Source organism: Kribbella sp. NPDC051936, assembly GCF_040680955.1.
Classification (GTDB): domain Bacteria; phylum Actinomycetota; class Actinomycetes; order Propionibacteriales; family Kribbellaceae; genus Kribbella.
Window position 1 is genome coordinate 613191 of sequence record NZ_JBFAXS010000004.1, and the last position, 25330, is coordinate 638520.

Annotated in this window: 20 protein-coding genes; 11 read left to right on the forward strand and 9 right to left on the reverse strand. The window is 70.4% G+C overall.

The features are described from left to right. Window positions 1-13 precede the first annotated feature (13 nt). From AB0L64_RS16860 to tkt, 3 genes are read right to left on the reverse strand one after another with little or no spacing between them, the layout of a single operon-like run. Entirely contained in the window at window positions 14-1594 is a 1581-nt protein-coding gene (locus AB0L64_RS16860) for a glucose-6-phosphate isomerase (RefSeq protein WP_363711007.1), read from the reverse strand. Then, window positions 1591-2700 carry a transaldolase gene (gene tal, locus AB0L64_RS16865; RefSeq protein ID WP_363711008.1) on the reverse strand — a complete coding sequence of 370 codons (1110 nt, stop codon included), beginning with the start codon at window positions 2698-2700 and terminating at the stop codon, window positions 1591-1593. Before tal ends, AB0L64_RS16860 begins: the two co-directional genes overlap by 4 nt. Before the next feature lie 41 nt (window positions 2701-2741). After that, entirely contained in the window at window positions 2742-4919 is a 2178-nt protein-coding gene (gene tkt, locus AB0L64_RS16870; protein ID WP_363711009.1) for a transketolase, read from the reverse strand. A 297-nt stretch (window positions 4920-5216) separates the two neighbouring features. Between tkt and AB0L64_RS16875 the strand changes: the two genes are divergently transcribed. Both AB0L64_RS16875 and AB0L64_RS16880 read left to right on the forward strand, forming a co-directional pair. After that, window positions 5217-6143 carry a heme o synthase gene (locus AB0L64_RS16875; RefSeq protein ID WP_363711145.1) on the forward strand — a complete coding sequence of 309 codons (927 nt, stop codon included), beginning with the start codon at window positions 5217-5219 and terminating at the stop codon, window positions 6141-6143. Between the two features lie 222 nt (window positions 6144-6365). Then, a complete protein-coding gene (locus tag AB0L64_RS16880) occupies window positions 6366-7379 on the forward strand; it encodes a ScyD/ScyE family protein (protein WP_363711010.1) in 1014 nt (337 codons plus the stop codon). A gap of 19 nt (window positions 7380-7398) precedes the next feature. On the opposite strand, the gene AB0L64_RS16885 is transcribed toward AB0L64_RS16880, so the two are convergent. The 3 genes from AB0L64_RS16885 to AB0L64_RS16895 are packed head-to-tail and all read right to left on the reverse strand — an operon-like array spanning window position 7399 to window position 9837. Next, complete coding sequence (locus AB0L64_RS16885) at window positions 7399-8325, reverse strand: COX15/CtaA family protein (protein WP_359929271.1); 927 nt, start codon at window positions 8323-8325, stop codon at window positions 7399-7401. A gap of 19 nt (window positions 8326-8344) precedes the next feature. Then, window positions 8345-9121 (reverse strand): ABC transporter permease, encoded by a 777-nt coding sequence (locus tag AB0L64_RS16890; RefSeq protein WP_363711011.1) that lies wholly within the window; start codon window positions 9119-9121, stop codon window positions 8345-8347. Then, on the reverse strand, window positions 9118-9837 hold the full coding sequence (locus tag AB0L64_RS16895) for an ABC transporter ATP-binding protein (protein ID WP_363711012.1): 720 nt from the start codon (window positions 9835-9837) through the stop codon (window positions 9118-9120). Before AB0L64_RS16895 ends, AB0L64_RS16890 begins: the two co-directional genes overlap by 4 nt. Before the next feature lie 126 nt (window positions 9838-9963). On the opposite strand from AB0L64_RS16895, the gene AB0L64_RS16900 reads away from it, so the two are divergent. From AB0L64_RS16900 to AB0L64_RS16940, 9 genes are read left to right on the forward strand one after another with little or no spacing between them, the layout of a single operon-like run. Beyond that, window positions 9964-10701: a metalloregulator ArsR/SmtB family transcription factor gene (locus AB0L64_RS16900; protein ID WP_363711013.1), complete on the forward strand. Its 738-nt coding sequence runs from the start codon at window positions 9964-9966 to the stop codon at window positions 10699-10701. Further along, window positions 10698-12110: a Fe-S cluster assembly protein SufB gene (gene sufB / locus AB0L64_RS16905; RefSeq protein WP_359929264.1), complete on the forward strand. Its 1413-nt coding sequence runs from the start codon at window positions 10698-10700 to the stop codon at window positions 12108-12110. Before AB0L64_RS16900 ends, sufB begins: the two co-directional genes overlap by 4 nt. Beyond that, complete coding sequence (gene sufD, locus AB0L64_RS16910; RefSeq protein WP_363711014.1) at window positions 12110-13327, forward strand: Fe-S cluster assembly protein SufD; 1218 nt, start codon at window positions 12110-12112, stop codon at window positions 13325-13327. The genes sufB and sufD overlap by 1 nt, the downstream gene beginning before the upstream one ends. After that, window positions 13324-13662 carry a non-heme iron oxygenase ferredoxin subunit gene (locus tag AB0L64_RS16915; protein ID WP_359929260.1) on the forward strand — a complete coding sequence of 113 codons (339 nt, stop codon included), beginning with the start codon at window positions 13324-13326 and terminating at the stop codon, window positions 13660-13662. Before sufD ends, AB0L64_RS16915 begins: the two co-directional genes overlap by 4 nt. Window positions 13663-13686: 24 nt before the next feature. Further along, complete coding sequence (gene sufC, locus AB0L64_RS16920; protein ID WP_363711015.1) at window positions 13687-14451, forward strand: Fe-S cluster assembly ATPase SufC; 765 nt, start codon at window positions 13687-13689, stop codon at window positions 14449-14451. Beyond that, window positions 14448-15704 carry a cysteine desulfurase gene (locus tag AB0L64_RS16925; protein WP_363711016.1) on the forward strand — a complete coding sequence of 419 codons (1257 nt, stop codon included), beginning with the start codon at window positions 14448-14450 and terminating at the stop codon, window positions 15702-15704. Before sufC ends, AB0L64_RS16925 begins: the two co-directional genes overlap by 4 nt. Before the next feature lies 1 nt (window position 15705). Next, a complete protein-coding gene (sufU, locus tag AB0L64_RS16930) occupies window positions 15706-16164 on the forward strand; it encodes a Fe-S cluster assembly sulfur transfer protein SufU (protein ID WP_363711017.1) in 459 nt (152 codons plus the stop codon). Beyond that, window positions 16157-16543, forward strand: coding sequence for a metal-sulfur cluster assembly factor (locus AB0L64_RS16935; protein ID WP_359929254.1), 387 nt, complete (start codon window positions 16157-16159; stop codon window positions 16541-16543). Before sufU ends, AB0L64_RS16935 begins: the two co-directional genes overlap by 8 nt. Beyond that, on the forward strand, window positions 16540-17163 hold the full coding sequence (locus tag AB0L64_RS16940; RefSeq protein WP_363711018.1) for an acVLRF1 family peptidyl-tRNA hydrolase: 624 nt from the start codon (window positions 16540-16542) through the stop codon (window positions 17161-17163). Before AB0L64_RS16935 ends, AB0L64_RS16940 begins: the two co-directional genes overlap by 4 nt. On the opposite strand, the gene AB0L64_RS16945 is transcribed toward AB0L64_RS16940, so the two are convergent. Genes AB0L64_RS16945 through AB0L64_RS16955 form a run of 3 tightly spaced genes read right to left on the reverse strand, consistent with a single transcriptional unit; the run spans window position 17142 to window position 25310 of the window. Further along, entirely contained in the window at window positions 17142-17714 is a 573-nt protein-coding gene (locus tag AB0L64_RS16945; RefSeq protein WP_363711019.1) for a hypothetical protein, read from the reverse strand. The genes AB0L64_RS16940 and AB0L64_RS16945 overlap by 22 nt on opposite strands. A 3-nt stretch (window positions 17715-17717) precedes the next feature. After that, window positions 17718-18257, reverse strand: a complete 540-nt coding sequence (locus AB0L64_RS16950) for a hypothetical protein (RefSeq protein ID WP_363711020.1) — start codon at window positions 18255-18257, stop codon at window positions 17718-17720. Window positions 18258-18305: 48 nt separating this feature from the next. Then, window positions 18306-25310, reverse strand: coding sequence for a hypothetical protein (locus tag AB0L64_RS16955; protein WP_363711021.1), 7005 nt, complete (start codon window positions 25308-25310; stop codon window positions 18306-18308). Window positions 25311-25330: the final 20 nt, after the last annotated feature.

The following is a 25330-nucleotide window of genomic DNA, read 5'->3' on the forward strand; positions in this document are numbered from 1 at the left end:
CCGAGTGTCGTTCTTACTGGAACAGGGACAACAGCTGCTGTACGCCGGCCGCCAAGTCCGTGAGCTGCAGCCGCAGCACCGGACGCCCGCGCTCGGCCAGGACGTTCGCGTCACCGGCGGCCTGCGCCGAGATCAGCGTGCCGAAGGTGAACGGACGGTCCGGGATCTCGACGTCGGTCGGGTGCGCACCGGTGATCTGCAGGTACACGCCCTCCGGGTGGCCGCCCTTGTGGTACTGACCGGTCGAGTGCAGGAACCGCGGTCCCCAGCCGAAGGTCACCGGACGGCCCGTCCTGGTCGCCAGCGCCGGCCGGACCGCGAGCAGGTCGGCGTCGCGCTCGGAGTCCAGGTACGCCATCACCGCGACGTAGCCGTTGTCCTCGAGCTTGCCGAGCAGCGCGTCCACCGCGCCCTGCAGCGAGTCGACGCCGTCGAGCAGGCCCTCGGAACCGCGGACCTCGACAGCGCCCTCGGTGAAGGCCGCGGCCTCCGGCTCCGGCTGCGCGTCGAGCAGGCCACGGGCCGCCTTCTTCGCGCTCTCCACATCGGGCTGGTCGAACGGGTTGATGCCGAGCAGGTAGCCGGCCACCGCGGTCGCCATCTCCCAGAGCAGGAACTGGCCGCCCAGCGAGCCCGAGGTCAGCGCCGTCGGTACGCCGCTCGTCGCCTTGTCCGCGAGCAGGGCGTTGGTGAGGTCGGCGGCTTCGCTGGTCAGCTCCGGCGCGGTCACCTCGACCGCGACGGGCAGTACGCCGGTGCCGTTCTTGCCGGTGCTCTCCGCGATCAGCTGCTCGGCCCAGTCCGGGAACCCGACGATGTCGGAGCCGTCGGCCGTGATGATCGCCTTGTCCCGGCCGGCGCTCGCCGCGAGCACGGCGCCCAGCCAGAGGGCCGGGTTGTCGGCGGAGTCGGCCTGCAACGCCGGCGCCGCCTCGGCCGCCTGGTCGAGGAGCTCGGCGATGTCGGCGCCGGCCAGACCGGACGGCACCAGGCCGAACGCGGTCAGCGCGCTGTACCGGCCGCCGACGTTCGGGTCGGCGAGGAACGTCTTGCGGTAGCCCTCGTCCGCGGACAGCTTCTCGAACGGCGACCCGGGATCCGTCACGACGACGATCCGCGAGGCCGCGTCGATGCCCGCGTCCGTGAACGCCTTGGCGAAGGTCCGGCGGTGGCTGTCGGTCTCGACCGTGCCGCCGGACTTGCTGGACACCACGATCACGGTCTTCGACAGGTCACCGTCCAGCGCGCGCTTGACGACGCTCGGGTCGGTCGAGTCGAGGACGACGAGCTCCACGCCCGCCGTCCGGGTGATGACCTCCGGCGCCAGCGACGAGCCGCCCATGCCGGACAGCACGATCCGGTCCAGGCCCTCGGACCGCAGGTCGGCCTGCAGCGCCTCGATCTCGGCGAGCAGCGGACGCGAGGTGTCGTGCAGGTCGACCCAGCCGAGCCGGATCGAGGCCTCGGACTCGGCCTCCGGACCCCAGATCGTCGCGTCCTTCGCGGCGATCCGGGACGCGATCTTCCCGGCCACCAGCTTGTCGACGACCTCGGCCCAGTCGCCGTTCTGCGTCGATACCTTCGGAGTGCTCACTTGGCGGCCGCCTTCAGGGCCGCGGCGACGGTGTCCTGCAGTTCCGACCAGGACGCGTCGAACTTCGCGACGCCCTCGTCCTCGAGCACCTGCACGACCTCGTCGTAGGAGATGCCCAGCCGCTCCAGGTCGTCGATCACCTTGCGGTCGGCCGCGTAGTCGCCGCGGACCGTGTCACCGGTGATCTCGCTGTGCTCCTCGACCGCCTTGATGGTTGCCTCGGGCATCGTGTTGACGACGCCGCGGGTGACCAGGTTGTCGACGTACAGCGTGGGGGAGTAGGACGGGTCCTTGGTGCCGGTCGAAGCCCACAGCGGGCGCTGCGGCTTCGCGCCGGCGGTCTCCAGCTCGCGCCAGCGGTCGGTGTCGAAGATCTCCTCGTACGCCTCGAAGGCCAGCCGGGCGTTGGCGATCGCCGCCTTGCCCTTCAGCGCCTTCGCCTCGTCGGTGCCGATCGCGTCCAGCCGCTTGTCGACCTCGGTGTCCACCCGGCTGACGAAGAACGACGCGACGCTGGCCATCTTGGTGACGTCGTGACCGTTCTCGACGGCCTGCTCCAGGCCGGTCAGGAACGCGTCCGCGACCGCCTTGTAGCGCTCGAGCGAGAAGATCAGCGTCACGTTCACGCTGATCCCGGCGGCCAGTGTCTTGGTGATCGCCGGCAGACCCGCCTTGGTGGCCGGGATCTTGATGAAGATGTTCTCCCGGCCGACGATGTCCCACAGCTGCTTGGCCTGCTCGACCGTCTTCGCGGTGTCGTGCGCGAGCGTCGGCTCGACCTCGATCGACACCCGGCCGTCCTGGCCCTCGGTGTCGTCGTACGTCGGCTTGAACACGTCGGCGCCGTCGCGGACGTCGCTGGTGGTGATCACCCGGATCGCCTCGTCGGTGGACACGCCCTGCGCGGCCAGCTTGCCGATCACCTCGGCGTACGCGTCGGCGTCCGAGATCGCCTTGGCGAAGATCGTCGGGTTGGTGGTCACGCCGGTGACGTGCTTGTCCTCGATCATGGCCTGCAGGCTGCCGCTGGTCAGCCGCACACGGGACAGGTCGTCGAGCCAGATGGAGACACCCGCGTCGGCGAGTGCTTTCAAGCGATCGTTCATGGTTCCGATGCCTTCTTCCGGAATGTTCTGTTGTGGTGTCTTCAGTTGGCTTCGCTCGTGTCGGCCGGTCCGACCGGGCCCGCGGCCGCGCGCCCGGGCGGTACACCCGGTCCGCTGATCTTCGCGGCGGCGGCGATGCTGTCCCGCGCGGCCTGGACGACGGCGTCGGTGGTGATCCCGAACTCGTCGTACAGCGTCTGGTACGCCGCCGAGGCGCCGTAGTGCTCCAGGCTCACGCTCCGGCCCGAGTCGCCGACGATGTCGTGCCAGCTCTGCGCGATCCCGGCCTCGACCGAGACTCGGGCCCTGACGTCGGCCGGGATGACGGACTCGCGGTATGCGTCGTCCTGCTCGTCGAACCACTCGCGGGAGACCATCGAGACCACGCGGGCCTGGACGCCCTCCGCGGCCAGGACCTTGCGGGCCTCGACCGCGATCTGCAGCTCCGAGCCCGTGCCGATCAGCACCACGTCCGGAGTGCCTTCGGTGTCCAGCAGCACGTAGCCGCCCTTGTGCACGTTCTCGGTGGTGGCGAAGCCGTCGGTGCCGCGCGGGAACGTCGGGACGTTCTGCCGGGTCAGCGCCAGGCCGGCCGGGCGGTCGGTGTGCTCGAGGATGGTCGCCCAGGCGGCGGCCGTCTCGTTCGCGTCACCGGGCCGGACGACGTCCAGGCCGGGGATCGCGCGCAGCGCCGACAGGTGCTCGATCGGCTGGTGCGTCGGGCCGTCCTCGCCGAGGCCGATCGAGTCGTGCGTCCACACGTACGTGACCGGGAGCTGCATCAGCGCCGCCAGCCGCACCGACGGGCGCATGTAGTCGGAGAACACCAGGAACGTGCCGCCGTACGGACGGGTCAGGCCGTGCAGGGCGATGCCGTTCAGCACCGCGCCCATCGCGTGCTCGCGGATGCCGAAGTGCAGGACCCGGCCGTACTCGTCGCCGGAGAACTCCTTGGTCGAGTACTCCGCCGGGATGAACGACGGCTGACCCTTCGGGGTGGTGTTGTTCGAGCCGGCCAGGTCGGCCGAGCCACCCCACAGCTCGGGCAGCTCCGGCGCGAGCTTGGTGAGCACGTCGCCGGACGCGGCGCGGGTCGCGACGCCCTTGGCGTCGGCGTCCCAGCTCGGCAGCGCGTCCTTCCAGCCGGCCGGCAGCTCACGCTTCGACAGCCGGTCGAGCAGCGCGGCGCGCTCCGGGTTCGCGGCCTTCCACTCGTCGAACTTCGTCGTCCAGGCGACCTCCGCGGCCTTGCCGCGGTCGAGCGCCTGGCGGGTGTGCGCGATCACATCGTCGGCGACCTGGAACGACTGCTCCGGGTCCCAGCCGAGGATCTTCTTGGTCGCGGCGACCTCGTCGGCGCCGAGCGCCGAGCCGTGGATCTTGCCGGTGTTCTGCTTGTTCGGGGCCGGCCAGCCGATGATCGTGTGCAGCCGGATGAAGCTCGGCTTGTCGGTGACCGCCTTCGCCGCCTCCAGCGCGTCGTACAGCGCCTCCACGTCCTCGTGGTATCCGGTGCCGCCCTGGGTCCAGTCGACGTCCTGGACGTGCCAGCCGTACGCCGCGTAGCGGGCCGCGACGTCCTCGGACAGCGCGATGTCGGTGTTGTCCTCGATGGAGATCTTGTTCGCGTCGTAGATGACCGTCAGGTTGCCGAGCTTCTGGGTGCCGGCCAGCGACGAGGCCTCGGACGCGACGCCTTCCTCGATGTCGCCGTCGGACGCGATCACGTAGACCTGGTGGTCGAACAGGCCCTCGCCCTTCGGGGCGTCGGGCTCCAGCAGGCCGCGCTCACGGCGGGCCGCCATCGCCATACCGACCGCGTTGCCGACGCCCTGGCCGAGTGGGCCGGTGGTGGTCTCCACACCGGCCGTGTGCCGGTACTCCGGGTGGCCGGGGGTCTTGCTGCCCCAGGTCCGCAGCGACTTCAGGTCGTCCAGCTCCAGGCCGAAGCCGGCTAGGTACAGCTGGATGTAGAGGGTCAGGCTGGAGTGCCCCGCGGACAGCACGAACCGGTCGCGGCCGGCCCAGTGCGGGTCGGCCGGGTTGTGCCGCATGACCTTCTGGAACAGCAGGTACGCCGCCGGCGCCAGGCTCATCGCCGTACCGGGATGCCCGTTCCCCACCTTCTCGACCGCGTCCATCGCGAGCACCCGCACGGTGTCGACCGCGCGCTGGTCGAGCTCGGTCCATTCAAGCTTTGGGCTGGTCTTCTCCGTCACGCCGGCGGCGCTCCTCTCGATGGTCTTCCGATGTCGCCTCAGGGTGAGCCTACTGTGGCCGGGGCGTTCCCTTGCGCACCGCTCACTTGTTGTCAACCGTTCGCCGACTCTGCCTGTTCCCCGACCTGTTCGGCCGCAGACACACGCGATCGGAGGGGGGTGGCAGAACCCTCCTACGGGGCGTCGTAGACTGCTGAATCGTCAGCGCCGGAGTTCCGGCGTCAACCCAGATTGTTCGAGGTGTTCGTGACGGCCGTCGACCCGCGTCCCGCCGCGACGACGTCGTACCCGACGCCGCTGCCGGACGCTACCGCTGTATCAGCTGCAACGGTGCGTCCGTCGGTGCGCGACGTGGTGAAGGCGTACGTCGGTCTGACCAAGCCGCGCATCATCGAGCTGCTGCTGATCACCACCGTGCCGGTGATGTTCCTGGCGGCCGGCGGTGTGCCCGGTCTGCAGGTGGTGGTCGCCACCCTGATCGGCGGCATCCTCGCCTCCGGCAGCGCGAACACCATCAACTGCGTGCTGGACCGCGACATCGACGAGCAGATGCGCCGCACCCGGCGCCGCCCGCTGCCGCGGCACGCGGTCAGCCCGCGCTCGGCGACCACGTTCGGCGTCGTGCTCGGCGTGCTGGCCACCCTCGAGCTCGGCTTCTTCGTGAACTGGCTCTCGTCCGGCCTGGCGCTGGCGGCGAACCTGTTCTACGTCTTCGGCTACACCATGGTGCTGAAGCGTCGCACCGTGCAGAACATCGTCTGGGGCGGGATCGCCGGCTGCTTCCCGACCCTGATCGGCTGGACCGCGGTCACCGGAGAGCTCGCCTGGACCCCGGTCGTGCTGTTCCTGGTGGTGTTCTTCTGGACGCCGCCGCACACCTGGTCGCTCGCGATGCGGTACCGCGAGGACTACGCGTCGGTGGACGTGCCGATGCTGCCCGTGGTCGCCACCCCGGTCGCCACCGCGCGGCAGATCATGGCGTACTCGGTGGTCATGGTGATCACCTCGATCGCGCTCTGGCCGATCGGCGACACCGGCTTCGTGTACCCGCTGGCCGCGATCGTGCTCGGCTTCGTGTTCCTGCGCGAGGCGCGCCGGTTGTTGCTGCGGGCCCACACCGGCGCGGACGGCGCCGCCCTGCGGCCGATGCGGCTGTTCCACTTCTCGAACATCTACCTGGCGCTGCTGTTCATCGCCGCGGCGATCGACCCACTGCTGCACTGAGCGTCGCACGCCGGGTGCGGGGAGTTTTCCCCGTTGACCTGATCGTGATCTGATGTTGCGATGGGGTCCTGCCTGTGGAGGGGGATCCACGCCTGGGGAGGCGCTGCAGCAGGGGGATCTATGGGGGTACGAGCACGTATTGCGGCACTCGCGGCACTCGCGCTGGCAGGATCGGTACTGGTCGCGGGGCAGGCCGACGCCGGGGGCAAGCACTCTTCGAGCTTGAAGCCGGTCGCAACGGGCCTGGACGGGCCGCGCGGAGTCTCGACGTACAAGAACTGGGTCGTCTACAGCGTCTCCGACGGGTCGGTGTACGTGACCGACGGGCGGCGCACCCTGAAGCTCGGCACGGTGCCGGGCTCCGGAGGCTTCGCGCCCGCGATCGACACCAACAAGTGGGGTACGACGTACGCGCTGACCGGCGCGGGCGGTGAACCGGGCCAGCCGCCGGTTCCGGGCAGTACGACCCTGTACCGGATGCGGTACGGCAAGTCGCCGGTCAAGATCGCCGACATCGGGGCGTACCAGAAGACGGACCCGGACCCGTACGACCAGGAGCAGAACCCGACGGACTCGAACCCGTTCGGCGTCGCGGCCCTGAACGACGGCACGGTCCTGGTCTCGGACGCGGCCGGCAACGACCTGCTCCGGGTCTGGCCGAACGGCCACATCAAGACGGTCGCGAAGCTCAAGCCGCGGGTGGTGAAGGTCCCGTCCGGTCTGCCCGCCACCGACCCGGAGGGCAACCCGCTGCCACCGGCGGGGACACCGATCACCGCCGAGGCCGTCGCGACGTCCGTGACCGTCGGCTCCGACGGCTACTGGTACGTCGGCGAGCTCCGCGGCTTCCCGGCCACGCCGGGCACGTCGGAGATCTGGCGGATCAAGCCGGGCACGAGCGGTGCGATCTGCGACCCGGTCAAGCCGAACAAGGGCAAATGCCAGCGGTACGCCGACGGCTACACGTCGATCGTCGACCTGGCCGGCGGTCCGCGGGGAGTGCTCGCGGTCGTCGAGCTCGACAAGGCCAGCTGGCTGAAGTTCGAGCTGAGCGGGCCGACGCACGGAGGCCTGTTCCTGCAGTACCCGGGCAAGAACCACCGGGCCGGCTACAAGCGTGAGCTGGTGAAGGATCAGCTGACACTGCCGGGCGGCACGGCATTCAACCGGTGGGGCGGACTGTACGTCGCCGGACCGGTCTTCGGTCCTGGAGCCGTCTACAAGGTCAGGTACTGAGAGACGCGCGGGGCGCCCGTCAGGTGGCGGGTGTCCCGCGTTCGCCGTACACAGCAGTGACCAGGGCGATCAGCAGCGCGGCCAGGAACATGTGGACGAGCACGACGGGCCAGGGCAGGCCGGTGAAGTACTGCGTGAAACCGACGGCGCCCTGGAGCAGCTCGACGGCCAGCAGCCATGCGGCCAGCTTGCGGAGCGTCCGCGAGGTAGCCGTCACCCTGGTGGCGATCACCAGCGCGATCGAGATGCCGAACAGGCCGAAGACGACGTCGGCGTGCAGCTGGCTGACGAGCTCCGGGTCGAAACCGTTGCGGCCGGTCTCCGGGTCGCCGGAGTGCGGACCGGCGCCGGTGACAACGGTGCCGAGGGCAACGGACAGCCAGACCGCCACCACACAGGCGGTGGCGAGCGCGCGGACCACCGGGGGAGTGTGCGGGTAGGGGCTGGTGCGCGAGCGGCGCATCATCGAGACCGTCAGCGTGATGATGATCGGCGAGACGAGGAAGTGCGCCGAGACGATCCACGGGTTCAGCCCGGTGAGCACGCTGATGCCGCCGATCACGCCCTGCAGCGGGACCCCGAGTGCGGCCGCGGTCGCGAGCCGCCGCAGGTCCCGCCGGACCGGGCGGTAGCGCATGACGACCAGCCAGGTGATGATCGCGACGATCGCGACGACGAACCCGAGCATCCGGTTGGTGAACTCGATCGCGCCGTGCACGCCGAGCGCGGCGTGCGGGACGTAGGAGTCGTCGGTGCAGGACGGCCAGGTCGGGCAGCCGAGCCCCGAACCGGTCAGCCGGACCAGTCCGCCGGTGACCACGATGCCGATGTTCACCGCCACCGACGCCCAGCCCCAGCGCCGGACGACGTCCAGGCTCGGCTCGGGCACCAGTCGCCAGAATCCGCGCACTGGCTCGGTCTCTTGGGGCGGGGTCTCCGTCGTCATCACCGGCACACTCTAAAGGTCAGTCCCATTTGAAGGTCCTGGAGACCAGGTATCCGAGGACCGCGGCCCACAACGCCAGCGAGAGCGCGGCGGCCCACGGGATCACGCCTTCGACGGTGGAGTTCGCGATGCCGCTGGCGAGAGCCGCGCTCGGCAGCAGGCGGACGATGCCCTGCATGCCTTCGGGGTATTCGGTCACCGGCGTCATGATCGCGCCGCCCACGAGCAGCAGGAGGTAGAGCAGGTTCGCCGCGGCGAGGGTTGCCTCCGCCCGGAGCAGGCCGGCCATCAGCAGGCCCAGTGACGCGAACGCCGCCGTACCGCACAGGATGGTGAGGATCACACCGAAGACCGCGGCGAAGCCTCCGACAGGCTTCCAGCCGAGCGCGAACCCGGTGCCGATCAGCACTGTCAGCTGGATGGCCTGCACGACCAGTACCGCGCCGATCTTCCCCGCGAGCAGGCCCGTGCGGGAGAGCGGGGAGGCACCGAGGCGCTTGATGACGCCGTACCGCCGTTCGAAGCCGGTGGCGATCGCGAGCGACGTGAACGAGGACGACAGGACTGCCAGCGCGAGCACCCGCGGGACGGCCTCGTCGATCGGCCGGCCGCTGCCGAGGGGGAGCCGCTCACCGAGGCCGGTGCCGCCGAGCAGCAGGAGCAGGCCGAGCGGGATCACCAGCGCGAGCAGCAACTGCTCGCCGTTGCGGACGAGCAGCTTGAACTCCATCCGCGTGTGCGCGATCACCTTCCGTGTCCACGGCGCGCTGCCGGGCTGCGGGGCGTAGGTCGTCATTGCTTGCCCCTCGGCGTGGTGAGCTCGAGGAACACTTCCTCGAGCGACTTCGTGTGGTGCTGGGTCAGCTCGTCGGGCGTGCCGGACGCGATCACCTGGCCGGCCGACACCACGTGCACCTGGTCGGACAGCTGCTCGGCCTCGTCCATCGCGTGCGTGGTCAGCACCACGGTGACGCCGTCGGCGCGCAGGTCGCGGATCAGCTGCCAGATCTCCCGGCGGCCGTGCGGGTCGAGCCCGGTCGTCGGTTCGTCGAGGAAGGCGATCTCCGGCCGCCCGACGATCGCCAGCGCGAACGACAGCCGCTGCTTCTGCCCGCCCGAGAGCCGGCGGTACGGCGTGCGCCCGCAGCTGCCCAGGTCCAGGCGCTCCACGAGCGCGGGGATGTCGAGCGGGTGGGTGTGCAGCGTCGCGACGTACCGGAGCATCTCGACGGCGCGGACACCCGACCAGGCGCCGCCCTCCTGCAGCATCACGCCGATCTTCGGCATCAGCTCGTCGTGGTCGGCGAGCGGGTCCAGGCCGAGCACCCGGACGCTGCCCGAGTCCGGGCGCCGGAAGCCCTCACACGTCTCCACGGTCGTGGTCTTGCCGGCACCGTTAGGGCCGAGCACGGCCGTCACCGTGCCGGCGGCTACGGTGAGACTGAGACCGTTGACCGCGGTCTTCTCGCCGTACCGCACGACGAGGTTGTCGATCTCCACCGCGACTGGCACAAACGCAGCATAGAGAACGCCCCGGAGTGACCTCGCTCACGCCTACCCCTGGAGTTCCGCGTGAGCGCGGGAACGGTTAGGCGAACCTTATTTGAAGGCCCCGGGGAATTACGCGACACTGATGTTGTGAAAAATCCTGCGACCACCGGAGCCGTCAGCGGCGCCGCGCGGGACGAGTCCACTCGGGACCGGGTCGCCCGCTCGATCCTGACCAACGGCCCGTCCAGCGCCGCGGTGCTGGCCGAGCGGCTCGAGCTCACCCCGGCGGCGGTCCGCCGGCACCTGGACCACCTGCTCGACGAGGGCCTGGTGGAGTCCCGCGAGGAGCGCGTCTACGGCCCGCGCGGTCGCGGCCGCCCCGCCAAGGTGTTCGCGCTGACCGACACCGGTCGGCACGCCTTCCACCAGGCGTACGACGACCTGGCGGCCACCGCGATGCGGTTCATCGCCGAAGCGGGCGGTGACGACGCGATCACGGAGTTCGCCCGGCGCCGCGTTGCCGAGGTGGAGGAGCGGTACCGGGAGCTGCTCGCGCAGGCTCCCGAGAACAAGAAGGCGGAGGTGCTCGCCCAGGCCCTGACGGCCGACGGGTACGCCGCCTCCACGGCGGAGGCGGGCCACGGCGCCCAGCTCTGCCAGCACCACTGCCCGGTCGCGCACGTGGCCGAGCAGTTTCCCCAGCTGTGCGAGGCCGAGACCGAGGTGTTCTCGAGACTCCTCGGCAAGCACGTACAGCGTTTGGCCACCATCGCCCACGGCGACGGTGTCTGTACGACCCACATACCAGCAGGGCATATCCCGGGCCCTGCCCCTGTGGCCCCTAGCAAGCTAACCGACGGCGAATCTGCGAGGACTGCACGATGACGCAAACCGCTCACCCCGAACTGGAAGGCCTCGGCAACTACCAGTACGGCTGGTCCGACTCCGACGCCGCCGGCGCGGTCGCTCAGCGCGGCTTGAGCGAGGACGTGGTGAGAGGCATCTCCACCCTCAAGAACGAGCCGGAGTGGATGCTCGACCTGCGCCTCAAGGGCCTGAAGCTCTTCGGCCGCAAGCCGATGCCGTCCTGGGGCGCCGACCTGTCCGGGATCGACTTCGACAACATCAAGTACTTCGTCCGGTCCACCGAGAAGCAGGCCACCTCCTGGGAGGAGCTGCCGCCGGACATCAAGAACACCTACGACAAACTCGGCATCCCGGAGGCGGAGAAGCAGCGCCTGGTCGCCGGCGTCGCCGCGCAGTACGAGTCCGAGGTCGTCTACCACCAGATCCGCGAGGACCTGGAGGAGCAGGGTGTCATCTTCCTGGACACCGACACCGGCCTGAAGGAGCACCCGGAGCTCTTCAAGGAGTACTTCGGCTCGGTCATCCCGGTCGGCGACAACAAGTTCGCCTCGCTGAACACCGCGGTCTGGTCCGGCGGCTCGTTCATCTACGTCCCCAAGGGCGTCAAGGTGGACATCCCGCTGCAGGCCTACTTCCGGATCAACACCGAGAACATGGGCCAGTTCGAGCGGACGCTGATCATCGTCGACGAGGGCGCCTACGTGCACTACGTCGAGGGCTGCACCGCGCCGATCTACAAGTCCGACTCGCTGCACTCGGCGGTCGTCGAGATCATCGTGAAGAAGGGCGCCCGCTGCCGCTACACGACGATCCAGAACTGGTCGAACAACGTCTACAACCTGGTCACCAAGCGTGCCACCTGCGAGGAGGGCGCGACCATGGAGTGGATCGACGGCAACATCGGCTCCAAGGTGACGATGAAGTACCCGGCCGTGTACCTGATGGGCGAGCACGCCAAGGGCGAGACCCTGTCGGTCGCGTTCGCGGGCGAGGGCCAGCACCAGGACGCCGGCTCGAAGATGGTGCACAACGCGCCGTACACCTCCAGCTCGATCGTCTCGAAGTCGGTGGCCCGCGGCGGCGGCCGGACGTCGTATCGCGGTCTGGTCGAGGTGGCGCCGGGCTCGCACCACAGCAAGTCCACGGTGCGCTGTGACGCGCTGCTGGTCGACACCATCAGCCGCTCGGACACCTACCCGTACGTCGACGTCCGCGAGGACGACGTGGCGATGGGGCACGAGGCGACCGTGTCCAAGGTCAGCGACGACCAGCTCTTCTACCTGATGAGCCGGGGCATGGCCGAGGACGAGGCGATGGCGATGATCGTCCGCGGCTTCATCGAGCCGATCGCCCGCGAGCTCCCGATGGAGTACGCGCTGGAACTGAACCGACTGATCGAGCTGCAGATGGAAGGGGCCGTCGGCTGATGCCAGGAAAAACTGACACAGTCTCTGAAACCCTTATCGCGACGGGCAACAAGGCGCACTCCCACGGGCCGGGTTCCCCGGTCCCGTTGCAGGCCCGCAGCGAGCGGCCGACGTCGTACGACGTGGCCGACTTCGCGGTGCCGAACGGGCGCGAGGAGGAGTGGCGCTTCACCCCGGTCAAGCAGCTCAAGGCGCTGTTCGAGGACGCGCCGGGCACCGAGACCCCGAAGATCGACGCCTCCGGTCCCGGGGGCGTCGTGATCGAGACCGTCGCCGCCGACGCGGTCAAGGTCGGTACGCCGCAGGACCGGTCCGCCGCGGTCGCCTGGACCCAGGCGCCCGAGGCGCTGGCGGTGCGGATCCCGGTCGAGGCCGAGCTGACCGAGCCCGTGCACGTGAACGTCGCGAGCCTCGGCGGCCGCGGCTTCAGCCACCTGATCGTCGAGGCCGGCCGGCACAGCAAGTCGATCGTGATCATCGACCACACCGGCGCCGGAGAGCTCAGCGGGAACGTCGAGATCAAGGTCGGCGACGGCGCGGACCTGCGGATCGTCTCGATCCAGCAGGCCGACCACGAGTCGATCCACCTCGGTCAGCACGACGCGCTGGTCGGCCGGGACGCGCGACTGCACCACGTCGCGGTCACCCTCGGCGGCAAGATCGTCCGGATCGGCACCAACGTCCGGTACGCCGGACCGGGTGGTGACGCCGAGCTCGTCGGGGTGTACTTCGCCGAGTCCGGTCAGCACCACGAGCACCGCCTGTTCGTCGACCACGAGGCCACGCACTGCAAGAGCAACGTGCTCTACAAGGGCGCGCTGGCCGGCGACAACGCCCGCTCGGTGTGGATCGGCGACGTGCTGATCCGGGCCGCGGCCGAGGGCACCGACACCTTCGAGCTGAACCGGAACCTGGTGCTCACCGACGGCGCCCGCGCCGACTCGGTGCCGAACCTGGAGATCGAGACCGGCGAGATCGAGGGCGCCGGGCACGCGTCCGCGACCGGCCGGTTCGACGACGAGCAGCTGTTCTACCTGCAGGCCCGCGGTATCCCCGAGGACGCCGCCCGGCGGCTCGTGGTGGCCGGCTTCTTCAACGACATCATCGGCAAGATCGGCGTGCCGGAGGTCTCCGACCGCCTGCACGACGTGATCGAGGAGAAGCTCGCCCGCGCGGCCGAGCTGAGCGAGTCGGCCAAGGCGGTCGTCGGCAAGTGAGCGACACGTTCGAGCGCGCCTGCGCCGCCGCCGACGTACCCGACGAGGGCGTGGTCCCGGTCGAGGTCGGCGGTGTCGAGGTCGCGGTCGTGAAGAGCGAGGGACAGTACTTCGCGGTGCGGGACGAGTGCTCGCACGCGCAGATCCAGCTGTCCGAGGGCGACGTCGGCGAGTGCGAGATCGAGTGCTGGCTGCACGGGTCGCGCTTCGACCTGCGCACCGGCGAGCCGACCAGCCTGCCCGCGTACGACCCGGTGCCGATCTACCCGGTGCGTCTCGACGGCGACGACGTCCTCGTCGACGTGAAGAACCCCATCAACCAGGCTTCCCTGTAAAACCCTACGGAGATAGAAGAAACCATGGCGACACTCGAGATCCGCGACCTGCAGGTGTCGGTCGACACCGAGGCCGGCCCGAAGCAGATCCTGCGCGGCGTCGACCTGACCATCGCCGGTGGTCAGACGCACGCGATCATGGGCCCGAACGGCTCCGGCAAGTCGACGCTGGCGTACTCGATCGCCGGGCACCCGAAGTACAACATCACCGGCGGCACCGTGACGCTGGACGGCGAGGACGTGCTGGACATGTCCGTCGACGAGCGCGCCCGGGCCGGTCTGTTCCTGGCGATGCAGTACCCGGTCGAGGTGCCGGGGGTGTCGGTGGCGAACTTCCTGCGCACCGCGAAGACCGCGATCGACGGCGAGGCGCCGAAGCTGCGGACCTGGGTCAAGGACGTGAACACCGCGCTCGCCGAGCTGCAGATGGACCCCGAGTTCGCGCAGCGCAACGTCAACGAGGGCTTCTCCGGCGGTGAGAAGAAGCGCCACGAGATCGTCCAGCTCGAGCTGCTGAACCCGAAGATCGCGATCCTCGACGAGACCGACTCCGGCCTCGACATCGACGCGCTGAAGATCGTCTCCGAGGGCGTCAACCGGTTCGCCGGCCAGGGCGACAAGGGCATCCTGCTGATCACCCACTACACGCGGATCCTGCGCTACATCAAGCCGGACTTCGTGCACGTCTTCGTCGACGGCCGTGTCGCCGAGGAGGGTGGCCCGGAGCTGGCCGAGGAGCTGGAAGCCAACGGGTACGAGCGGTTCGTGAAGGCAGGCGCGTCCAAGTGACCGACGCCCGGACTTTCAGCAGTCCCTTGGACCTGCAGTCGGTCCGGGCGGACTTCCCGATCCTGTCCCGCGAACTCGCGGGCGGGTTCCCGCTGGTCTACCTGGACTCGGCGAACTCCTCGCAGAAGCCGCGCCAGGTGGTACAGGCGATCGATGACCACTACCTGAAGCACAACGCGAACGTCGCCCGGGCCATGCACCAGCTCGGCGCCGAGGCGACCGCGGCGTACGAGGGCGGCCGGGACAAGGTCGCGGCCTTCATCGGCGCGCCGTCGCGGGACGAGATCGTCTTCACCAAGAACGCCTCCGAGGCGCTCAACCTGGCCGCGCACACGCTGGGTGCGTCGCTGAAGCCGGGCGATGTCGTGGTGATCTCCGAGATGGAGCACCACAGCAACATCGTCCCGTGGCAACTCGCGTGTGAGCGCACCGGCGCGACACTGAAGTGGTTCGGCGTGACCGAGGACGGGCGGCTCGACCTCAGCAACATCGAGCAACTGCTCACCGAGAACACCAAGGTCGTCTCGCTGACCTGGGTGTCGAACGCGCTCGGCACGATCAACCCGATCACGGAGATCGCGGCCAAGGCGCACGCGGTCGGCGCGACCGTGGTCGTCGACGCCTCGCAGGCCGTCCCGCAGTTCCCGGTCGACGTCTCCACGCTGGGCGCGGACCTCCTGGTCTTCACCGGTCACAAGGTGGTCGGCCCGACCGGTATCGGCGTGCTCTGGGGACGCTACGAGCTGCTCGCCGGGCTGCCGCCGTTCCTCGGCGGCGGCGAGATGATCGAGGTCGTCCGGATGACCGGTTCGACGTACGCGCCGCCGCCGGCCCGGTTCGAGGCCGGGACGCCGCCGATCGCGCAGGCGGTCGGCCTGGGTGCGGCCGTGGACTACCTGTCCGGGATCGGCATGGACAAGATCGCCGCGCACGAGCACGCGATCGTCGAGTACGCGCTGGAGGGGCTGAAGACCGTTCCGGGGCTGAAGCTGCTCGGCCCGACGGACGCCAAGGACCACGGCGGCGCGATCAGCTTCGAGCTGGACGGTGTGCACCCGCACGACGTGTCGACGGTTCTGGACACCCGGGGGATCGCCGTGCGGGCCGGTCACCACTGTGCGCGCCCGGTCCACGAGCGGTTCGGAATGCAATCGTCGACCAGAGCGTCTTTCTACCTGTACACGACTCCCGAGGAGATCGACGCGCTCGTCGACGGCCTCGGATTCGTCCGAAAATTCTTCAAGGTGGACTGATATGCAGCTCGACAGCCTGTACCAGGAGATCATCCTGGACCACTACCGGACCCCGCACCACGCGGGCCTCGCGGACCCGTACGACGTGGAGGTGCACCACGTGAACCCGTCCTGCGGGGACGAGGTCACGCTCCGGGTCGAGCTCGACGGCGAGACCGTCAAGGGCGTCACGCACGACAGCGTCGGCTGCTCGATCAGCCAGGCCGCGACCTCGGTGATGACCGACCTGGTGATCGGCAAGCCGGTGTCGGAGGGGATGGCGACGTACGAGAAGTTCCTCGAGCTGATGCAGGGCCGGGGGAATGTCGAACCGGACGAAGAGGTTCTGGAGGACGGCGTGGCGTTCGCGGGCGTCGCGCAGTTCCCGGCCCGGGTGAAGTGTGCACTGCTGGGCTGGTCCGCGTGGCGGGACGCCACCGCGCAGGCCCTCGCAGCCGACCAAGGAGTGAGCAATGCCTGACCAGACCGACGAGAAGATCGAGCTGCCCGAGGTCGACCTCGAGGCGGCCGCCGCCCCGGCAGGGACGACACCGGCCAAGGTCGAGGACGTCACCGAGGCGCTGAAGGACGTCGTAGACCCCGAGCTCGGGATCAACGTCGTCGACCTCGGCCTGATCTACGGCATCACCGTCGACGACACCAGTACGGCGACCATCGACATGACGCTGACGTCGGCGGCCTGCCCGCTGACCGACGTGATCGAGGACCAGACCCGGATGGCGCTGGACGGCCTCGTCAACGACTTCCGGATCAACTGGGTCTGGATGCCGCCGTGGGGCCCGGAGAAGATCACCGACGACGGCCGCGATCAGCTGCGCGCCCTCGGCTTCAACGTGTGAAAACCGTCTCGGTGGCGCCGGGCCGACTGGACAGGTGGCTGGACGGGTTTGGTGAGCGCCACGGTGCGGTGCGGTACGACGTGACGCCGTCGAGCGTCACGTTGTCCGCGGAGGACGGTGCGTCTGCCGTCGTCGCCGTACCCTTCGAGCCCCTCGCGGTGTTGTCCCGCGAGGGGCTCGTCGCGCATGTCCTGCGGGACCGGCGGCTCGGCGTACTGCTGGTGCGGCGCGGCGGCTACGGCGCGGGAGTGTTTGCCGGCGGCAAGCTTCTCGACTCGAAGGTCGGGTCGCGGCACGTGCAGGGGACGACCAAGGCGGGCGGCTGGTCGCAGCAGCGGTACGCGCGCCGGCGGGACAACCAGGCGCGCGAGGCGTTCGCGGCGGCGACCGAGGTCGCCGTGCGGATCCTGGCGCCGGCCCGCCTCGACGTACTGGTGTGCGGGGGAGACCGGCGGGCCGTCGACACCGTGCTCGAGGATCCGCGCCTCAAGGAGCTCGTCGCCCTGGTCCGGCCGCCGTTTCTCGGCGTACCGGATCCGAAGCAGAAGGTCCTCGAGCAGGCCGGCGCCGACGCGCGGGCGATCCGGATCGACGTCGATCAGGAGTCGCCGGTGCCGTGAAGTGAGCGGAAGTCCGCGAGGGTGCCGCGGTACGTCTCCAGGTCTTCCTCCAGCCGGGCACGGGTGACCGCGTACGGGTCGTCGGCCAGGATGTCGGCGCCGTACGTCGTCCAGATCGCCTCGTCCGGGACCCGGTCCGCGCCCTCGGGCAGGAACTTGATCGCCTCCGCGATCGCCTCCGCGGCGAGTTCGTAGTTCAGCGCGACGAGGTTGCGCTCCCTGCCGGGCTCGCCGTTGTACGCCATGTCGGCCTCGACTCCGCGCTCCCAGTACAGCCGCCCGACCGCGACCCACTCCGCCGCGTCGACCAGCCGCGACCGGCCCAGCCCCCAGTGCGCGCCGGTGAGCGTCGCCGACTTCTCCGAGGCGTACGGGATCGTGATCTCGCCGACCGGTGACGCGTAGACCCAGGCGTCCGGGCCCTCGGTCATGTTGACGCCGGGCTCGAAACCAGGAGCCGGCAGGAGCTCCACACCGGGCTCCGGTTCCTCCTGCGCGCGGGTCAGGGCCACGTAGATGTCGGCCTCCAGCAGGGTCCTCGCGGTCAGCATCGGTTATCTCGCTCCTGTTTCCCTGATCCGATTGGCCAGTTCACCGTACGCGTCCCGGGTGACCAGTAACCGGTCCAGCCGGAACCGCCCGGGCTCGGCCGCCCGGACCGCCTGTCCTTCCGGTGTCCAGAACTCGTCCTCCGGTACGGCGTCCGCGCCGGCCGGGACGAACTTGATCACCTCGACCACCGCGGCGCGCGCGACGGCCAGCACCCTACCGGCCTCGACGGGATCCGTGGGGACGTCGGCCGCCGCGGTGTCGGCCACGTCCAGCCACTGGCCGGCGTCGATGATCTCCGACGGCTCCGGACCGCCGAACGTCGGCCAGCCCTGCACCGCGGTTCCCTGCGCGGGCAGCCCGAACAAGTACTCGCGCTCGGCGCGGCATCCCGGGCAGACCGCCGTGTAGCTGGAGGCGGGCTCGCCGTCGATCTGGACCAGCGCCTGCTCCCAGGGCGCCTCGACCGATCCACAGTCCGGGCACGGATGCAGCTCGAGGTACAGCTGTGCCTCGTCCCAGGTGCGGGCCACCGCGAAGGCCATAAAACCCCTCTCGTTCTCGGAGTACTCGAAAAGCCACTGTCATCGGCCTCACGGCCCGGACATCGTCGGTCCTTGGCCGGGAGACGCGATCGTCCGGCTGGAAACCGCCGACGACCGTGCTCCCTGCCCGCCGGCCGGCGGCAGCGAGCGCGCCGTCATCGTGTGATCGAGCGCCTTCAGCACGTCCCGCGGCACCCCCGTCTGCTCCAGCGCGGCGGCCACCTTCGCATTGAAGCTGCCGTCCGGTCCCGACGTGTTGTAGAGCTCGCGCAGGTCGACCCGCCCCTCGGCCATCAGTGCCAGGTTCGGGTGCAGGCTGGCGAACGCGGAGCCGAATCCGCCGTCGCGGTCGCCGACAAAACGTGCCGGGGCGTTCCGTTCGGGGTCGGCGGGAATGGCCTTGTACTTCCGGTCGGTGCCATCGGCGCCCTGGACCAGCAGCACCACCGCCCGCTTCAGGGACTTCGCACGCTCGATCGCCTTGAGCAGTGGGCGGTACGGCTGGTAGACCGCGCCGGACTTGCCCTGCCCGTACTCGGTCTCGACCAGGTCCGGCCGCCCGAAGTCCTCCGGTCGCACCTCCAGCCGCGCGTTCGCCAGCACCGAGTCGAGCGTCGCACCGGCCTCCATCTGCCGCAGGCACTCGAGGAACTGGCTCGCGCGCATCCGGACGAACATCTGGCCGTTGGCCAGCTCGGGCAGGTGGGTGGTGTCGCGTACGACCGGTTCGCCGGAGCCGTTGTCGGTGGCCGTCCGGACCGTGGCGTGGTAGACCACCGGGATCCGCACCGTGACCAGCTGGCCCTCGGTGAACCTGCTGGTCTCCAGGCGGGTGCCGCCCTGGTCCGAGGACTGCTCGCGGACCTGTTCGCCGATCGAGCCGCCGACCGAGACAAGTCCGCCGTCGACGCCTCCGGAACCGGTCACCGGCAGCATCCGGTTGCTGCTGCTGGACGAGCGGTACGCATCCTGCCGGCGCCAGACCCGGCCGTCCTGGCCGAGGACGTGCGGGCCGTGCAGCTCCAGGCCTACCGCCTCCGCGTTGATCTGGACGTTGACCGTCGTCCGCCCGTTGCCCGGCTTCGCCATCGGTTGCAGGGCGATGCCGGAGTCGAGCAACCTGCCGGCCTTGGCCCGCAGCGCGCTCGGCTTGAGGTTGGACCGGATCAGGTGCCGGTACTCCTGCGCGCCGCGCCTCCCGAGGACGTCGGGTTGTCCGAGGTACGCGGTCAGCTTCTCGGAGAGCTCGTTGCGCCGTTCGCCGCTCCGGGCGTGCAGCGCGGCGCGAATCACCATCGCGCCTTCCGGGAGCCGGAACGGGCGGTGTTCGGCCACTTCCTCCAGTTGCTGCTCGGCCTGCGGACGCGGGCCGTCCATCAGGTCCCCGCGCGGCACCCACATCACCATGTCGGCCCGCACCTCGCGACGCGCCGACACGGTGGTCACCTCGGCGGGGTCGATCCGGCCGAGCTTCCAGCGGGCGCTGGCCATCGCGGCCGCGCCGGCGTTGCGCACTCGTACGACCTCGGTCTCGAACACCACCTTGCGGTGCGCCTTGTCCAGGTCGTTACCCAGCCGGTCGATCGTGTTGTTCAGCTCGCCGCTGCCCTCGGTCTGCGTTTTGCTCTGGTCGGTCGAGACGCCGAGGGAGCCGGCGCCGAGCGCGCCGGGGGCCGCGCCGTCGACACCGCCCGAGACCGTGACGGTGTGGCTCGCCGACCGGTCGAGCGACTTGTAGTCGTAGTTCTGCCCGATGCCCCAGACGTCCTCCTTCGGGAGCTCCGGCGTGCCGTCCTTCGCGACCGGGACGCCGTCGACGGTGAGGTCGCCCTCGTACCGGGCCCACACCTTGACGAAGAACACGTCCGGCCGTTCCTGCCCCTGGATCGGCACCTCGATCGGTACTTCGAACCCGTCCGCGCCGAGCATGTCGTCGAGGTGGCCCTGGTAGCTGTCCGGGCTGAGGTCGACGTCCAGCGCGTTCTGGAGCAGCAGGCTGGCGTCCCGCAGGCCGGGGGCCAGCTCGTCCACCTGCGGCCCGACCAGCTCGCGCAGGTCGACTCGCTGGTCGGTGCCCTCGACGGTGATCGACTCGATCTGGGCCGCGCCGAGGCTGTCGTCGTACGCCTCGGACGTGTGCATGACCCGGCGGCGATCGGCCTGCGCCTCGACCCGCCGCGTGGTCGATTCGAAGCGCTTGGTCTCGGACGCGGCGCGCGACGGCCGGATCCGTCCGTGCTTGCTGAGCTTCGCGGTCAGTTGCTCGGTGGTGTGCTCGGCGGCGAGGCCGGTGGTGGCTCCTTCCTTCTCCTTCACGTAGCGGGTCAGGAAACGGCTCGCGACCCGCTGGCTGACCGGCAGCTTGTCGTTCAGGTAACGCTCGGCGGCGTCGGCGGCCACCCAGAGCGGCAGGTCCAGCTTGCCGGCGCCGTACAGCTCCAGCGCCCGCCGCTCGGCCATGGCCTTCTGCACCACCGCGTCCGGCAGTTCGATCGACCGGATCACCTGACCGTTGTGGACGATGTCCGCGGTCATCTTGTGGCGTTCCATGAATTCGTGGTGCGGACCCGAGTTGACCAGCAGCCGCTCGTCGCCGGACGTTTCGCTGGTCGTCACGGACGTCGACCGGCCACCGGTGCGGCCGACCGAGAGACCACCGGAGCTGGCGGCGCCGGAGGCCTCGGTGACGCCGAGCCCGGCGCTGCCGCTGACGCCGCCGGAGGCGGACCTGCCGGACGTGGAGCCGACGTCGGTCATCGTGAAGTTGATGTCCAGCGTGTTCTGCTGGTTCATCGCAAAGTGCGTGAGGCTGACCGCCTCACCCCGGATCACGATCTCGTACTCCTGCGGCAGCAGCGTGCCGTCCTGGAACGCGTGCACCGGGTTCCCCGGTGCGCGGACCACCGTGAACGGCAGCCGGTACTCGCCGTTCATCCACTCGCGGTTCGCGACCAGGCTGGTCGGGGCCAGGGCCGCGTGCAGCGCCGGCAGCGCCGTCGAGTCGGCACGGATCGCCGGGATCGCCTTGCACAGTTCGTCCGCCGCGTTCCCGGCGTCCACGGCGACCGGGATCGCCTGCTCGACGGCCTGATGGTGCGGCGGCTTCGGGTCCTGCTCGTACACCGGGGCGGCGGCACGGGCCAGCGAGCGCTCGTACGCGACCTCCATGCTGCCCTCGACGTCGGCGATCGGCTCGGCGTCGCCCCGGTCGGTGATCTCCGCGAAGGTGATCCGGACCTTCTGCTTGACCCGGTCGAGCGGCTCGGTGGTCTCGGTCAGCGTGACCCGGTTGACGCGCCGCCCGGCGGTCCAGCTGAGGCTGCGGCCGAGCGCGTTCCGGCTGAACTTCAGCCCGAGCCGGCCGGCCCAGCCGCGCGAACCCTCGTCCGGACCGTCGGAAACGCCGACCCCGGCCGACAGCGGCACCCCACGGGACCGGCCGGACGACCGCCCGGTGGCGCGTGAGCTGATGCCGAGCCGTACGGCGTTCTCGTTCGTGCTCGTGCCGAGGCCCTCGCCGACGAACTGATCCGTCTGCTCGTCGGTCTCCTGCGTGACCGACAGCCGGAACGGCCGCCAGCGTGTCGCGCCGGCGAGGCCGTGGTCCTCGAGCATCACGATCAGGCCGCCCTGACAGGCCTGGTCGATACCGGCCTCGATCCGCTGCGCGTTGATCGCTTCCCGGACCCGCCGGTAGTTGGCGACCTGCAGGGCGGTGGCCGACTCACCCGCCCGCGCGACCAGGCCCAGCTCGGCGAGCCCCTCCAGCGCCTGGCGCTGCGCCGGATCGGCGCCCTGGAAGTTCTGCACCAGGGCCTTGCCGACGCCGCGGATCTGGTTCTCGCCGCGGCCCATGACCGGCGGAGTCGTCAGCGTCCGCGGGTCGGCCGCCGGCTCCGCGTCACCGCGCAGCAGCACCCGGCCGTTCGGATCGAGCTTCGGCGTCTTGCCGTCGTCCTCCCAGCAGATCGCGTTCCGGTCCGCGCGGCCGCCGGCCCGGAGCAGGTCGTTCTCCGCGACCCGCATCAGGGCCCGCGCCTCGCCCTTCTCGACGATCGGCTTCGCCTTGGCATCGCCGATCTTGCGCAGCGACGCGCGGACGTTGAAACCGAGCAGCACGCCTTGTGTCGGGCCCTTGTTGCGGTGCACGGCCGGGGTGATCGTGGTCATGCTGACGGACTGCCCACCGGAGCGGGACACATTGCGGCCGGCCGACCCGCTGACGGCCTTGACACCGACCGACCCGGTGCCGGTGACCGACGTGCCGTAGGTCTGGCTCGCGCCGACACCGGCGAAGTCGACGAGGACCTCTTCCTGCCACATCTCCGAGCTGGACTCACCGACCAGCTCCGCCGTGCCCCAGACCGGCTCGAGCTCGTAGGTGAGTTCGTACTCCGAGTCGCCGCCGGTGGGGATCGGCCGGGTGATTCCGCCCGGCCGGCTCAGCTCGCGCATCAGCCGGTACGGATCGTTCACCATCAGGCCGGCGATGTGGTCGTACGAGACCCGGTCCAGGTCGCCGTACTGCTGCTGGGCCCTGCGTACCAGGCGATCCGTGACGTCCTGCAGCCCGGTGATGCTGGTGACCGCGTGCCGCGGGAACTCGCCGGTGACGTCCTTGCCGTGGCCGATCCCGGCGAGCGTGACGGTGTCGGTCGGAGCCTGCACGGTGTACGCGCTGGACACCCATGTCTGCTGCGTGCCGGCGTCGATGGTCTCGACCGCCGACCAGGGCTCGGTGGGGGAGTCGCGGACCTGGACCTCCCACTCGCCCTCCCACTCGTAGAGGATCGACTCGCCGCGGTTGTCGTCGACCCAGGCCGAGCCCGGACTGTAGGCCCGGGCTTCGGACTTCTCGGCCAGGGACTGCCCGGTCGACACCTCGACCTTGGCCGTGCCGACCTGCGACGCACCGGGCACGGCCAGGTCCATCAGCGGCCCCAGGTTCACGCCGACGTTGACGCTCGTCGAGTGCGTGTCCGTCGTGCCGACGCTGGTGCCGGTCTCGCCGATGGTGCCCGCCATCTGCTCGGCCAGCTGGAAGTCGATCCGGTCCTTCTCGGTGATGCCGCCCTTGCGGCGGAGCACCACCCGCAGCTGGCGAGTGTCGTCGACCGTGGTGTCCGCAGGGTTCGGGACCTTGATGACCACGCCCTCGGTGAACACCCGCCGGTACTCCGCAGCGCTGAGCGGTTCGGGGGAGCCGGCCGGCAACCGGGTGCCGTTGCCGGTCCGGGCGAGGATCTGGTTGATGCCGTCGATCGGCAGCCGGTGACCGTCGCCTTCCGGAACGCCGGTCATCAGCAGGTGCTGGGCCGGTAGCGCCCGGTCGAGGCTGCCTCGGTACACCGTCACCTGGTGCTGCGCGGCCGCCGCGAGCTCGGCCGTCCGGGCCTGCGAGCCGTTCCCGTCGATCTCGGTGAGCAGGCTCTGATAGCCGGCCAGCGCCTCCCGGGCGTCGGCGGCGGCCTGCTCGTAGGCGCCGGCGATCTCGGTGTGCCGAGCGGCCTTGTTCCGCTCGTCCGTGGCCGTGTCCCGCAGCTGCCGGGCACGGTCCGGCGCGCCCTGGTCGCGGGCCCGGTCCTCGGCGGCGGCCTCGGTCTCCTTCGCCGCCGCCTTGCCGGTCGCGGCCGTGGAGGTGTCCCGCTTGCGGGCCGCCTTCGCGTCGAGATCCGCAACCGCGGTCCGGAGCGTCTCGATCTGGGCGACGACCTGGATGCGCAGATGCGCGGGTGTGTTCCGGGCTGGTTTCGCCTCGGCGTCGGCGCGCGCGGCGGCCCGGCCGATCTCGGCCGCGTCGGGGGTGACGACCGCACGGGCGGTCCAGGGCAGCGCCGGCTCGGCACCGCCGTGCCGGCGGATCGTCCGGGCGAGGCCCTCGATGTCGCGCTGGAGGTCGTCGACGCTCCGCGGGCCACTGGGACGTCCGTTCGCCAGCGTCTCGGAGCGCGCCTCGTGCCAGTCGCGGACCAGGCCCTGGAAGGCGGCCTCGTCGGCATGCAGCCGCCGGTCGCGGCGCTCGCGGCTGAAGACGGACCGCAGCCGGCCGAGGACTCCACGGGACGCACCGGCCTCCGCGGCGGCCAGCTCCTGCGTCATCAGCGTCAGCTGGTGGGTGTAGACGTAGCGGATCTGCTCGTCGCTGAGCCCGGGCGGGATCCGCAGGACGCTCGGGTCGTTCTCGGTCCCGGCGCGGATGACGCCTTGGCCCATCGCGCCCAGCGTGGTGTCGCCGATCTCGATCCGGAGCCGGTGCGGTACGTCGGAGACCCGCGTCCGCAGGATCGCCTGGTGCGAGCCGTGATCGACGGCCGGCTGGTCGGTGACGGCTCCGGACAGGGACTGCCGGTCCATACCGGCGAGCACGTTCAGCGCATGGGTCTCGGTCAGCTGCGGCTGCGAATCCGGACGGCTGCCGATCGACAGACCGGTGCCGCGGATCTGTGAGGTCCAGACGCGCCGCCCCTCCGCGCTCCGGTGGCGGCTGCCGACCTGGGCGCGACGGCGTCCGCGCCGCGTTACGGACGACGAACCGACGCCGAGAAGCTCCGCCTCGCGGTTGATCGCCGCCGAGGCGGACACGATCGCCGAGACGTCGTAGCTGTTCGGCGGCGCTGTCAGCCGATCGAGGCGGGCCGCCGACTCCGGGTCGTCCGGCGCCGCGGCGCTGAGCGCGACACGCTGCAAGGCGTCGGCCTCGGCTCGCCGGGACTGCTCCAACCCGGGCACCCGCAGGTAGCGGTCGAGCGCGTCGACGGCACCGCGGGCAGGCAGTTCGCCGCGTGCCAGGGCCACTTCGCTACCGACAGCCGTGACGGCCTCGGCCAGCAGCCGGTCGTCGCTGATCCGGTCCGCGGCCCGCCGGGCGAGCAGTTCCTCGATCGCGCGCATCGCGCGCGCGGACAGCAGATCGTCGCGGGTGGTCAACCGGACCCGCCCGTCCCGCAGCGGCACCGCCGACGGGTGCAGGATCCCGAGCGCGTTTCCGGCGGCCCACTGAGCCCGGGCCGTCGGATCTGTGGCGGACAACGTCGGTGTGGTCAGCCGAATCACCCCTCCCGTAGGGGACCTGG